Consider the following 13,344-nt stretch of genomic DNA (forward strand, 5'->3'; position numbering starts at 1 on the left):
CACTGATCATCGACCTGCTGAGCTTCTCGCGCGTCGGGCGGATGTCGCGGCCCGAAGGAGGAGAAAGAGCTATTCAGCAGGCAGGGAGCTCGACGTGACCAGGGTGCGGATGGCGCCGAGGGCGACCGAGAGGGTCGCCAGGTCGAAGCTGTCGCTCTCCCAGATCTCGCTCAGCGTCTGCTGGGCTCGCTGGACGGCGGGCTTGTTCTTGTCCGCCCAGTGGATCATTCGCTCCTCGGGGTTGCCGACCGGGCCGCTGGTGACGAGGACGTCGCGGGTGAGGGCGGAGTGCGCGGCGTACAGATCGTCGCGCAGGGCGGAGCGGGCCATCGAGCGCCACTTGTCGTCGCGCGGGAGCGCGATGATGCGTTCGCGCAGACGGGACAGCTGGAGCCGGTCCGCCAGGTCGAAGTAGATCTCGGCGACCTCCTCCACCGGACGTCCCGTGTCGTGCGCGATGCCGACCAGATCGAAGGTGGAGTAGGCGGGGACGAACGTGGCGCACTGCTCGGCCAGCTCGTCCGGGACGCCCAGTTCGGCGAAGCCGTCGCGGCGCTGCTCGAAGGCCGCGAGGTCCAGCCCGACGAGCAGCTTCGACAGGTGCGCGCTCAGGGTGGCCGCGCCGCCGCAGAAGAAGTCGATCGTCTCCTGGATGTCGAACGGGGGGCGCCGGTTGTGCAGCAGCCAGCGGGCGCCGCGCTCGGTGAGCTTGCGGGCCTCCAGCAGCATGGCGATCTGCGTCGACTCCTCCACCTGGTGCGACAGGTTCTCCACCGACCGCCAGAACCGCGGCATCTGGAAGACGTCGCGGGCGACGAGGTAGGCGCGGGCGATGTCGGACGAGGAGGCGCCCGTCTCCTCGTTCATCCGGAACACGAACGTGGAGCCGCTCGCGTTGACCACGTCGTTCACCACGGCGGTCGTGATGATCTCGCGGCGGAGCGGGTGCCGGTCCATGTAGGGCCGGAACCGCTCGCGCAGGGGCGTCGGGAAGTAGTCGACCAGCCACGACTCCAGGTAGGGGTCGTCGGCGAGGTCGGAGGCGACGAGGTCGGCGTCCAGCGCGAGCTTGGCGTAGGCGAGCAGCACCGAGAACTCGGGGCTGGTCAGCCCGTGGCCGGACTGGCGGCGCTCGGCGAGGGCCTTGTCGTCCGGCAGGGCCTCCAGGCGCCGTTTCAGGCGGCCGTCGCGCTCCAGCTTGCGCATGTACCGGGCGTGGACGTGCAGCATCGCGGGCGCCTGCGCGCGGGACGCGGCGAGGACCACGTTCTGCGCGTAGTTGTCGCGCAGGACGAGCCGCCCCACCTCGTCGGTCATCTCGTAGAGCAGCCCGTCGCGCTGCTTGCCGGCCAGTTCGCCGTCCCGCACCGCCTGGTCGAGCAGGATCTTGATGTTGACCTCGTGGTCGGAGGTGTCGACGCCCGCGGAGTTGTCGATGAAGTCGGTGTTGATCAGGCCGCCGCCGCGCGCGAACTCGATGCGGCCGAGCTGGGTCACGCCGAGGTTGCCGCCCTCGCCGACGACCTTGCAGTGCAGCTCGGCGCCGTCCACGCGGACGGGGTCGTTGGCCTTGTCGCCGACGTCGGCGTTGTTCTCGGTGGACGCCTTGACGTAGGTGCCGATGCCGCCGTTCCACAGCAGGTCGACCGGCGCCCGCAGGATGGCCCGGATCAGCTCGAAGGGCGGAAGGGACTTCACGCCGTCGCCGAGCCCGAGCGCCGCCCGGACCTGCGGGGTGATCTGGATCGACTTGACGGAGCGGGAGAACACGCCGCCGCCCTTGGAGAGCAGCGAGGTGTCGTAGTCGGCCCAGCTGCTGCGCGGCAGCTCGAACAGGCGCCGGCGCTCGGCGAAGGAGGCGGCGGCGTCCGGGTCGGGGTCGAGGAAGATGTGCCGGTGGTCGAACGCGGCGACCAGCCGGATGTGCTCCGACAGCAGCATCCCGTTGCCGAACACGTCCCCGGACATGTCGCCGATGCCGACGACGGTGAAGTCCTCGTTCTGGATGTCCTTGCCGAGGGCCCGGAAGTGGTACTTCACCGACTCCCAGGCGCCGCGGGCGGTGATGCCCATCCCCTTGTGGTCGTAGCCGACCGAGCCGCCCGAGGCGAACGCGTCGCCCAGCCAGAACCCGTACTCGGCGGCGACGCCGTTGGCGATGTCGGAGAACGTCGCGGTGCCCTTGTCGGCGGCGACGACCATGTAGGTGTCGTCGCCGTCGTGGCGGACGACGTTCGGCGGCGGGACGACCTTGCCGTCCACGAGGTTGTCGGTGAGGTCGAGCAGGCCGGAGATGAAGTCCTTGTAGCAGTCGATGCCGGCCTTCTGCCACGCCTCCCGGTCCACGGACGGGTCGGGCAGCTGCTTGCCGACGAAGCCGCCCTTGGCGCCCGCCGGGACGATGACGGTGTTCTTCACCGCCTGCGCCTTGGCCAGGCCGAGGATCTCGGTGCGGAAGTCCTCCCGCCGGTCCGACCAGCGCAGCCCGCCGCGCGCGACCGACCCGAACCGCAGGTGCACGCCCTCGACCTTCGGCGAGTACACGAAGATCTCGTAGGTGGGGCGGGGCAGCGGCAGGTCCGGGATGCCCGCGGGGTCGAACTTCATCGCCAGGTACGGCTTGTTCTGGTAGTGGTTCGTGCGCAGGGTCGCCTGGACGAGCGCCAGGTAGGAGCGCAGGATGCGGTCCTCGTCGAGGCTCGCGACGTCGTCCAGCTTGCCGCGGATCTCCTCGGTGATGCCGTCGCTGCGCTCCTCCTCGCCGCCCTGCAGGGTCGGGTCGAGCCTGCTCTCCCACAGCCGGATGATCAGGCGGGTGATGGAGGCGTTGCGCAGCAGCACCTCCTCGAAGTAGCGCTTGGAGAACGCCGCGCCCGCCTGCCGCAGGTACAGGGCGTAGGCCCGCAGGACCATCGCCTGCCACCAGGTCAGGCCGACGTGCAGGACGAGCGCGTTGAAGCCGTCGTTCTCGATGTCGCCGCGCCACAGGACCATGAACGCGTCCTGGAACAGGTCCTTGACGGCCTCTTCCGGGACGTCGGCGGGCGGCGAGTACCGCAGCCCGAGGTCGTAGATCCAGAACCGGCGGCCGTCGGAGGGGTTGATCTCGTACGGCCGCTCGTCGATGACCTCGACGCCCATGTTCTGCAGCAGCGGCAGCACCCGCGACAGCGAGATCGGCTCGCCCATCCGGTAGATCTTCAGCCGCCGCTCGCCGGGCCCGGCGCCGGCGGGCTCGTACAGGTCGATCGAGGTGTCGGCGGCCTCGTCGAGCGCGTCGAGGCGGCGCAGGTCGGCGACGGCGGTGCGGGCCGGGAAGTCGGCCTTGTAGCCCTCGGGGAACGCCTCGCCGAACGAGCGGCCGAGCGTTCCGGAACGTTCCTCCCCGCACTGGTCGACGATCGCGTCGGCGAGGTCGTCCTCCCAGGAGCGGGTCGCGTCGGCGAGCCGCTCCTCCAGCTCCGCGACGTCGACGTCCGGCAGCGGGCGGCCGCGCTCGCCGCGGACCACGACGTGCAGCCGGGCCAGGTTCGACTCGGTCACGTTCGCGCTGTAGTCGACGCTGACGCCCTCGAACGCGTCCTTGAGGAGGTCCTGGATGCGCAGCCGGACCTTGGTGGTGTAGCGGTCGCGCGGCAGGTAGACCATGCAGGACATGAAGCGTCCGTACAGGTCCTTGCGCAGGAACAGCTTGAGCTGGCGGCGCTCGCGCAGCCGCAGCACGCCGAGGGAGATCTTCAGCAGGTCGTCCACCGAGATCTGGAACAGCTCGTCGCGCGGGTAGCTCTCCAGGATCTCGATGAGGTCCTGGCCGTCGTAGCTGTCGGGGGTGAACCCGGCCCGCTCCAGCACCTCGTCGAGCTTGGGCCGCAGGACGGGCACGTGCGCGATCGACTCGCTGTAGGCGACGTGCGTGAACAGGCCGAGGAACCGGCGCTCCCCGATCACCTCGCCGGCCGCGTCGAACTTCTTCACCCCGATGTAGTCCAGGTACAGGGGGCGGTGGACGGTGGAGCGCGAGTTCGCCTTGGTGAGGACGAGCAGGCGTTTCTCCTTCGCCTTCTCGCGGACCTCCGGCGGCAGCGCGGCGAAGGCGGCGGACTCGCGCTTGTCCATGCGCAGCACGCCGAGGCCCGAGCCGGGCTCGGGGCGCAGCGCCGTGCCGTCCTCGGTGAGCGTGTAGTCGCGGTAGCCGAGGAACGTGAAGTGCCCGTCGGCCAGCCAGTCGAGCAGCTCGACGCCCTCGCCGATCTCCTTGTCGGACAGCGGCGGCGGGACCTCCTGGACCGCGGTCGCGATCTCGTGGGCGCGGGCGCGCATCTTGGGCTCGTCCTCGACGGCGACGCGCACGTCCTGCAGGACGCGGATCAGGTCCTTCTCCAGCACGTCCAGGACGGCCTGGTCGGTGGTGCGGTCGACCTCGAAGTGCATCCACGACTCGTCGACGTCGGTGTCGCTGTCGTGCTTGCCGCGGAACGCCCGCAGGTGGCCCGCGACGTCCCGGTCGACGCCCAGCAGCGGGTGGACGATCATCTGGGTGGCGAACTGGTGCCGGCTGAGCTCCATCGTCACCGAGTCGACCAGGAACGGCATGTCGTCCGTGACGACCTGGACGACGGTGCGGCCGGGGTTCCAGCCGTCCTCCTCCAGCGTCGGCGTGAAGACGCGCACCTTCGCGCGTCCCTGCGGCCGCTCCTCGCCGAGCGCGCGGTGCGCCATCGCGGCCCCGCAGACGGCGGCCGGGTCGCGCTCCACCAGGTCCTCGCGCGCGACCTGCCGGTAGTAGAGGCGGAGGTAGGCGAGGACCTCCTCCACGTCCCCGCGCGCGTCCGGACGCCGCGCGCACGCCTCGGCGGCCCGCCGGAGCAGGTCGTCCTTCGCTTGATCGAGCATGCCGCTCATCGACAATCTCCCCTTGAGACCCATCGCCACCTCGTTGTGGCGCCGCTCACTGCACGAGCGTAACCAGGAATCGCCGCAAAGCCGACCTGGTCCTGTGCATGGCCGACGTGGCCTATCCCACCTTGCCAGGACGCCGGGGGCGACTCCGGGTGATCTTGGAAATCGGAGGGTGCGGGTGTCAGCCCGTGCCCTGCGCGCCCGTCCCCGTGCCCGTGCCCGTCCCCGTGCCGGTGCCGTCACCCGGGTTGGTGCCGCCGTCTCCGGGGTCGGTCGGACCGGGGTCGGTGGGCGTGCCCGGGTCGGTGGGCGTGCCCGGGTCGGTGGGCGTGCCGGGGTCGGTCGGCGTCGCGGTCGGCGAGCCGGTCGGGGTCGGGGACCCCGTCGGCGTGGGACTGCCGGTGGGCGTCGGGCTGCCGGTGGGCGTCGGGTCGTAGGACGCCGGCGGCTCCTCCTGCACGGGCCGGCGGGTCGTCGGCGGCGCGGTGGTGGGCACGACGTCGGTCGAGGCGGGCGGCGCGCTCGGGTCGCTGACCTTGCGGCCCGCCTTGCCGCTGTCGCCGGAGCCGAGCAGCAGGACGGAGGAGACCACGATGAACGCGACCACCAGGGCGGCCGCCCCGGCGAGCACGGCGGAGCGTCCCGAACCGGCGAGCGAGCGCCGCAGACCGCCGCCCTTCCCGGCGGCGCCGGGCAGGGTGTCGTCGGCGCCCCATGCGGCGGGCGCGCCGGGCGGACCGGACCCGTAGGCGTCCGGGACGTCCCCGGCGGCCTCCGCCGGAGACGCGAAGGCGTCGTCGTCGAAGACGGGGCCCTCGGCGGGGCCCGCGTCGTCGGCGAACGCGGCGGCGGGCTCGAACGCCTCGTCGCCGTCGCCGCCCTCGGCCGCGAGGACGGACCCGGCGGCCAGCATCGCGGTCTCGTCGGTGTCGCCGGACGGGCGGGCGGCCGGGCGCGCCGCGGCCTCCTCGTGCCCGAGCAGCCGCATCAGCACCTGCCGGGCGCCCGGGCGGCGGGAGGGGTCCTTGTCCAGGCAGTCGACCACCAGGTCGCGCAGCGGGCCGTCGAGGCCGCCGAGCTCCGGTTCCTCGTGCAGGATCCGGTTGATCACGGCGGGGATGGTGTCCTGCCCGAAGGGCGGCTCCCCGGTCGCGGCGTACGCCAGCGTCGCCGCCCAGCAGAACACGTCCGCGGGCGTCCCGACCTCGTCGCCGCTGATCTGCTCGGGCGCCATGTAGGAGGGGGTGCCGATCACCCGGCTGGTGAGGGTGGTGCCGCCGCTGAGCGCGCGGGCGACGCCGAAGTCGATGACGCGCGGGCCGTCGGGGCCGATCAGCACGTTGTGCGGCTTGAAGTCGCGGTGCACGATGTCGGCCTGGTGGATGGCGGCGAGGGCCGTGGCGGTGCCGACGGCGAGCCGGTCGAGCGCGGCGCCGGCGAGCGGGCCGTGCTCCAGCACCTGCTGGTTCAGCGAGGGGCCCGGCACGTACTCGCTGACGATGTAGGGGCGGTCGCCGGTCGCGTCGGCGTCGATCACCTGCGCCGTGCAGAACGGCGCCACCTGCTTGGCGACCTCCAGCTCGCGCAGGAAGCGGGCGAGCGCCTTCTCGTCGGACGTCAGCTCGGCGTGCAGCAGCTTGATCGCGACCTGCCGGCCGTCCTCGGCCACGCCGAGGAACACCGTGCCCTGGCCGCCCTCGCCCACCCGGCCGATCAGGGCGTAGGTTCCCAGCCGGTCCGGGTCTCCGGACCGCAGCGCCCCAACCTCCATGAGTGGAACCGTCCCTCTCCTTGATCGGCGAATCGAGCGGGCCCGACCCGAGTTCACCCCTCCGACTGTGTGACGCGCGAGGCCGGAGTCGAGTTCACCCGATCCCGCGACCATTCGGAGCGATACGGACGATCATCTCCGCGTGCGGGCTTTGGGTCGTAGACCACCCTAATGGCGTTACTTCCCCCAGCGTCGGGGGCGCGCCCACTGTCACTACGGAAGGGGCGTCGCCGGAGACAGTGTCACCGGCGGGGCGGGGGCGTACAAGCGGAACGCTGCCACACGCGGGAGACTGAGCCCATGGCGACACTCGACGGCCGCCGCGTTCGCACGCGCGCCGAACTCATGGACGAGCACGGGCTCGGCCGCAGCACCCTGGAGAAGTGGTACCGCGAGCGCGCCTCCAACGGCCACCCCGAGCCGGTGGGCACGGTCGGCTCGCAGCTCGCGTGGGACGCCGCCGAGTGGGACCGCTGGTACGCGGCGCGCCGGACCCGGGACGTCCCGCCCGGCCTCGCCACCCGCGACGAGCTGGCGGAGCGCCACGGGCTCAGCCGCCACCGCCTCAAGCAGCTCTGGGCGGACCGCGCGTCCAACGGCCACCCCGACGTCGCGCACCGCGCCGGCAAGGCCCTGTACTGGGACGAGGCCGCCTGGACGGCCTGGTACCGCACCCTGGGGGAACGCCCCGCCGAGGAAGGGCCGGACGACCTGGTCACCCTGGCGGAGGCCGCACGCATCCTCGGCCTGGCGCAGACGAGCGTCACCGTCTACGCCAGGCGCCCGCCCGCGGGCTGGCCCGAACCCGCCAGGGTGGAGCCGCTGGCAGGGGGACGCGTGCGGCGCCTGTACCGCCGCCGCGACGTCCTCGCCTACGCGGCCGCTAAGGGGTGAAGTGGGTGAGCACCTCGGGGTTGGCCATGGAGTCGCGGTTGGCGGCCCTGTCGACCGGGGTGCCCTGGAGGATCTTGCGGACGGGGACCTCCAGCTTCTTGCCGGACAGCGTGCGCGGGATGCCGGGCACGGCGGTGATCTCGTCCGGGACGTGCCGGGGCGACAGCGCCGACCGGATCCGCCTGCGGAGGTCCGCCGCCAGCTCGTCGGTGAGCGCCGCGCCCTCCGCGAGCTGGACGTACAGGAGCAGCCGGCCCTCCTGGCCCAGCCGCCCGGTGTCGATGACGAGGCTGTCGGTGATCTCGTCGAACGCCTCGACGACGCGGTAGAAGTCGGCGGTGCCCATGCGGATGCCGCCGCGGTTGAGGGTGGAGTCGGACCGCCCGTAGATCACGCAGCCGCCGTCCGGCAGGACCTTGATCCAGTCTCCGTGCCGCCACACGCCCGGGTACATGTCGAAGTAGGAGTCGCGGTAGCGCTCGCCGCCCTCGTCCTTCCAGAAGAAGACGGGCATGGACGGCATGGGCTCGGTGATGACCAGCTCCCCCACCTCGTCGATCACCGGCTTGCCGTCCTCGCCGAACGCCTCCACCTTGGCGCCGAGGCCCCGGCACTGGATGACGCCGGCGCGCAGCGGCAGGAGCGGCGACGGGCCGACGAAGCCGGTGCACAGGTCGGTTCCGCCGGAGAACGAGCCGAGCAGCAGGTCGCGGCCGACCGCCTCGTACACCCAGGCGAAGCCCTCGGGCGGGAGCGGCGAGCCGGTGGAGCCGATGCCGCGCAGGGCGGACAGGTCGAGTTCCTCGCCGGGGCGGCGCCCCTCCTTCGCCGAGGCGGAGATGTAGGGCGCGCCGACCCCCATGTAGGTGACGCCGTTCTCGGCGGCGAGCGTCCACAGGTCGAGGGGCGCCCCGTCGTACATGACGACGGTGGACCCCACCAGCAGGCCGCCGATGAGGTAGTTCCACATCATCCAGCCGGTGGTGGTGTACCAGAAGAACACGTCCTCGGGACCGAGGTCCTGGTGGAAGGACAGCGCCTTGAGGTGCTCCAGGACCACGCCGCCGTGGCCGTGGACGATCGGCTTCGGCAGCCCGGTCGTGCCGGACGAGTACACGACCCACAGCGGATGGTCGAAGGGGACGTCCTCGAACTCCAGGGTCTCGTGGCCCTGGCGGGGCAGGTCGGCGTAGTGCATGCCGACGCGCAGGCCCTCCGGCGTCGCGGCCGGGTCCAGATACGGGACGAGCACGGTGGCGGCGAGGGTCGGCAGCGCGGCCTCGATCTCCCCGACGATCTCGCGGCGGTCGAACCGCTTGCCGTTGTAGGCGTAGCCGTCCACGGCGATCAGTACCTTCGGCTCGATCTGCGCGAACCGGTCGACCACCGAGGAGGACCCGAAGTCGGGAGAGCACGACGACCACACCGCCCCCAGCGACGCCGTGGCCAGGAAGCAGACCAGCGCCTCGGGGATGTTCGGGATGTAGGCGGCGACCCGGTCGCCCTTGCCCACGCCCAGTTCGGCCAGGCCCGCGCGCACCTGCGCGACGTGCAGCCCCAACTCCCGGTACGACAGCAGCCGGTGCCCGCCCGCCTCCGAACGGAAGACGACCGCCGTCTCGTCGGGCGACTCCTGGACCCGGCGCAGCGCGTTGGCCGCGTAGTTGAGGGTCGCGCCCGGGAACCACTTCAGCCCGTCGACCGGCATGGGCCCGCCCGCCCGGACGGGCCCGTCGCCGCGCTCGCCGACGACGTCGAAATACGACCAGATCGCGTCCCAGAACGCGTCGACCTCCGTGACCGACCACTGCCAGAGCTCGTCGTAGGACTCCTTGAGGACGCCCCGGTCCCCCAGCCAGTGGGCGAACCGCGTCACCCGCGCGTTCGCGACCACCTCCTCCGACGGCTCCCACAGCGCCGAACCCTCGGATACCTCCCGGGCCATCTCTCTCCCTCCCCGCCGCGCCACGCTGCGCGGCCATCCCAATATCGGGCCCGCCCGGCACACCGCGCAACCTGCCCGCCACGCCCGCCGCCAAGCCCCGGAACCCGTCCTATCGCAGGTCAAAACGCGGCCCCGGGCAACCCCGCGCCCCCACACAGACCCGGGCGCGCACATCCTCCGTCCCCACACATCGCAGGAACGGGCAGCTCATGGAGCGCACACCGTCAGGCGCGGTGGTGTGTCGGCCGCCGCACCGGGACGCGCCCTCCCGGAGGGATCAGCCCCGCTGGGGCCGGCAGTTCTGACCGCTGATCCTGACCGGCCCCTCGGCCCAGCCGGACTGGCAGCGGTAGGTGCCGTCGTCGCGGCGGTCGATGACGGTGAAGTCCGAGATCGGCCCCCACCGGCCGGGGCCGCAGGTCCGCCCGAAGACCTGGGGGTACCGCGACTCCACCTGCTCGCACACGAACATCTCTCCGGCGCTCTCCGCCGAGGCCCGGGCGGGATCGGCCGGGGGCGTGGTGAGCAGGAGCGCGGCGGCGCCGAGAGCGGCGGCGAGGACGGTGGACAGGGCGACGGCACGACACGGCACGGCAATCACTCCTTGACGTCAAGTGATTACTCGAAGTTACCGAGGGTGTGCGGGCGGCGTCGCCTTTCCGAGGTGACAACCTTGTCTCACCCTGCCCGCCTTCTCATATGCCCGCCTTCTCATATGCCCGCCTTCTCACATGCGCGTCAGGTCGGCGACCGCGCTCACCACCGCGTCCGTGTCGGCGAGCGTGGCCAGGACCTGGTCCGCGCCGGCGGCGCGGAGCTCGGCCTCGGTGGCGCTCCCGGTGGCGACGGCGAGGATCGGCGAGCCGGCGATGTGCGCGGCCTGGACGTCGCGGGGCGAGTCGGCGACGTAGACGGTCGCGGACTCGGGGTAGCGGGCGCCGTGGCGCTCGCCGGCGCGGGCGCGGGCGACCTCCAGGAGGGCGGCCTTGCTGTAGACGCCGTTCTCGTACCCGCCGGCCTCCAGGTCGAGGCGTCCGGCGAGACCCAGCTCGGTCACCTTCAGCACCGCGTTCGGCTGGAGGGATCCCGTCAGCACCGACTGGACGACGCCGGGCACGTGCGCGAGCGCCTCCACGGCCTCCCCGGCGCCGGCCAGGACGCGGCCGTGCGCGCGCAGGTCGGCGCGGCGGCTCGCGAACGCCTCGGCCAGCGCGTCGAAGAAGGCCGGCAGGTGGTCGTCGGTGGTGACGACGTCGTTGAACGCGAGGGTCTCGAAGATGATCTCGGATTCGGTGCGGCCGGGGGTGGGCGCCAGGCGCAGCAGCGGGCGCCCGACGGTCCGCTGGAACGCCTCGGCGTAGGCGTCCCGGGTGATCCGCCCGACGTCGACCAGGGTGTGGTCGATGTTCCACAGCACGAGACGGTTCAGCGTCGACATCCCGTTCCCATGACGGCTCCAGGGGGTGTGCTCCGGCGCCGTCCGGCGGACGGCGAGGCGAGCCTATCGTCAAGCCTGCCACCCCTTCGACCGCCGGTGAAGGGGTCCCGAGGGCGCCCCCCGGAACGACGCCGCGCCTCAGCCCATGTGCGGGTAGCGGTGGTCGGTGGGCGGGACGAAGGTCTCCTTGATGGAGCGGGCGCTCGTCCAGCGGGTGAGGTTGAAGATCGAGCCGGCCTTGTCGTTGGTGCCGGACGCGCGGGCGCCGCCGAACGGCTGCTGGCCGACGATCGAGCCGGTCGGCTTGTCGTTGATGTAGAAGTTCCCGGCGGCGAAGCGGAGCCGCTCGGTGGCCTCGGCGATGGCGGCGCGGTCGTCGGCGATGACGGCGCCGGTCAGACCGTAGTCCGAGACGCCCTCCATCTGGGTGAGGACCCTGTCGTAGTCGGTGTCGTCGTAGACGTGGACGCCGAGGATCGGGCCGAAGTACTCGGTGGTGAAGATCTCGTCGGTCGGGTCGGACGACTCCAGAACCGTGGGACGGACGAAGTAGCCGCGCGAGTCGTCCAGCTCGCCGCCGGCAAGCACTGCTGCGCTGTCGATCCCGCGGGCGCGCTCGATGGCCCGGCGGTGCTTGGCGAAGGCCCGGTCGTCGATCACGGCGCCCATGAAGGCCGACAGGTCGTCGGCGACGTCGCCCATGGTGAGGGCGTCGACCTCGGCGCAGAAGTCGTCGCGCATGCCCGTCCAGACGGAGCGCGGGATGTAGGCGCGGGACGCCGCGGAGCACTTCTGGCCCTGGTACTCGAAGGCGCCGCGGACGAGCGCCGTCTTCAGGACGGCCGGGTCGGCGGACGGGTGGGCGACCACGAAGTCCTTGCCGCCTGTCTCGCCGACGATGCGCGGGTAGCCCCGGTAGCCGGCGACGTTCTCGCCGATGGTCCGCCAGAGCCCCTGGAACGTGGCTGCCGAGCCGGTGAAGTGCAGGCCGGCCAGTTCGGGGTGGCGCAGCGCCACGGCGGAGACGGCGCGCCCGTTGCCGGTCACCATGTTGATCACGCCGGGCGGGAGGCCGGCGGCCTCCAGCAGGCGCATCGTGTGGTGGGCGGCGAGCTGCTGCGTCGGGGACGGCTTCCACACCACGACGTTGCCCATCAGCGCGGGCGCGGTCGGCAGGTTCCCGGCGATCGCGGTGAAGTTGAACGGCGTGATGGCGAGGACGAAGCCCTCCAGCGGCCGGTACTCCAGCCTGTTCCACACGCCGGGCGGCGACAGCGGCTGCTGCTCGTGGATCTGCTGGGCGTACCGGACGTTGTACCGCCAGAAGTCGATCAGCTCGCAGGCGGCGTCGATCTCGGCCTGCTGCACCGACTTGGACTGGCCGAGGATCGTGGCGGCGTTCACCGTGGCCCGCCACGGCCCGGCCAGCAGCTCGGCGGCGCGCAGGAAGATCGCGGCGCGGTCGTCGAAGGGCATGGCCCGCCAGGCGGGCGCCGCCTCCCGCGCCGCGGCGATCGCCTCGGTCACGTCCGCCTCGGTCGCCTCGCCCAGCCGGCCGAGCACGTGCCCGTGGTCGTGCGGCTCCACGACGTCGACGGGCGTGCCCGCGCCCATGCGCCGCTCGCCCCCGATCGCCATGGTCAGCTCGGTCTGCGCGCCGCGCAGCTCCTTGATCCTCGCCTCCAGCGCGGCCCGCTCGGCGCTTCCCGGCGCGTACGTCCTGACCGGTTCGTTCATCGGAACCGGCACGGTGGTGACGGCGTCCATGACGTCCCCCTGCGATCCGGCGGCATTGTTCGACGTGCCGGAGGACCTACCCCGCGCCCGGGCCGCTAGTCGAGGAGGTCGCCGAGTTCCTGGGTGGCGTACCAGAGCAGTTCGTGGCCCTCGGCGCCGTCCACGGTGAAGCGGGCGTCCTCGTCTCCGGCGTCGGCGGCCGCGAGGGCCTGCGCGGCGGCGGCGACGTCGGGGACCGCGCCGGGGTCGTCGACATGACCGGAGGCGATCAGCTTCCAGGGGACGGGGGCGGCGAGCTCGACGAGGGCGCGGTCGCCGTTGCCGAGCGCCGCGTCGCCGCGCGGCCAGGAGACCTGGCCGTCGGGGACCTCGGCGGCCAGCACGACCCGGCGGCGCGGGACGGACGGGTCGGCGGCGAGCAGGCGCAGGGAGGCGCGGGCCGCGGCGGACATCGCCGCGTACTCCAGCTCCTCCTCGTCACCGCCCGCGTACCACTCGCGCAGCGCGGGCGTGACCGCGTGGGCGGCGAGCGGCGCGGGAGCGATCTCGCGCGCGGCGTGGACGTGGGGCTGGGCGTCTTTCCCGTCCTGGAAGGTCCGCCTATCCCGATGCCGCCGGGGTGTCCGCCAGCGCCTTCCTGACCGGGAACGAAGCCTGCGA

Annotated in this window: 8 protein-coding genes; 1 reads left to right on the forward strand and 7 read right to left on the reverse strand. The window is 72.4% G+C overall.

Annotated features, from left to right (window positions below; genetic code table 11):
- Window positions 1–69 precede the first annotated feature (69 nt).
- Both AB0C69_RS24815 and AB0C69_RS24820 read right to left on the reverse strand, forming a co-directional pair.
- Window positions 70–4,902, reverse strand: a complete 4,833-nt coding sequence (locus AB0C69_RS24815) for an NAD-glutamate dehydrogenase (RefSeq protein WP_360357439.1) — start codon at window positions 4,900–4,902, stop codon at window positions 70–72.
- A 178-nt stretch (window positions 4,903–5,080) separates the two neighbouring features.
- Window positions 5,081–6,670 (reverse strand): protein kinase, encoded by a 1,590-nt coding sequence (locus AB0C69_RS24820; RefSeq protein WP_360357441.1) that lies wholly within the window; start codon window positions 6,668–6,670, stop codon window positions 5,081–5,083.
- Window positions 6,671–6,970: 300 nt separating this feature from the next.
- Here AB0C69_RS24820 and AB0C69_RS24825 point away from each other — a divergent pair, with 300 nt between their 5' ends.
- Window positions 6,971–7,564: a hypothetical protein gene (locus AB0C69_RS24825; RefSeq protein WP_360357444.1), complete on the forward strand. Its 594-nt coding sequence runs from the start codon at window positions 6,971–6,973 to the stop codon at window positions 7,562–7,564.
- On the opposite strand, the gene AB0C69_RS24830 is transcribed toward AB0C69_RS24825, so the two are convergent.
- The 5 genes from AB0C69_RS24830 to AB0C69_RS24850 form a co-directional block, all read right to left on the reverse strand.
- Entirely contained in the window at window positions 7,554–9,509 is a 1,956-nt protein-coding gene (locus AB0C69_RS24830) for an acetoacetate--CoA ligase (protein WP_360357446.1), read from the reverse strand. The genes AB0C69_RS24825 and AB0C69_RS24830 overlap by 11 nt on opposite strands.
- Before the next feature lie 277 nt (window positions 9,510–9,786).
- Window positions 9,787–10,101 (reverse strand): hypothetical protein, encoded by a 315-nt coding sequence (locus tag AB0C69_RS24835; RefSeq protein WP_360357449.1) that lies wholly within the window; start codon window positions 10,099–10,101, stop codon window positions 9,787–9,789.
- A 135-nt stretch (window positions 10,102–10,236) separates the two neighbouring features.
- Window positions 10,237–10,947: a haloacid dehalogenase-like hydrolase gene (locus AB0C69_RS24840; RefSeq protein ID WP_353832099.1), complete on the reverse strand. Its 711-nt coding sequence runs from the start codon at window positions 10,945–10,947 to the stop codon at window positions 10,237–10,239.
- Window positions 10,948–11,085: 138 nt separating this feature from the next.
- Window positions 11,086–12,714: an L-glutamate gamma-semialdehyde dehydrogenase gene (gene pruA / locus AB0C69_RS24845; RefSeq protein WP_360357452.1), complete on the reverse strand. Its 1,629-nt coding sequence runs from the start codon at window positions 12,712–12,714 to the stop codon at window positions 11,086–11,088.
- Between the two features lie 65 nt (window positions 12,715–12,779).
- The gene (locus AB0C69_RS24850) at window positions 12,780–13,229 is read right to left on the reverse strand and encodes a hypothetical protein (protein ID WP_360357454.1); all 450 of its coding nucleotides are present in this window, start codon (window positions 13,227–13,229) and stop codon (window positions 12,780–12,782) included.
- Between the last annotated feature and the right edge of the window lie 115 nt (window positions 13,230–13,344).

The organism is Actinomadura sp. NPDC048032, from assembly GCF_040653175.1.
GTDB classification, from domain to species: Bacteria; Actinomycetota; Actinomycetes; order Streptosporangiales; family Streptosporangiaceae; genus Spirillospora; species Spirillospora verrucosospora.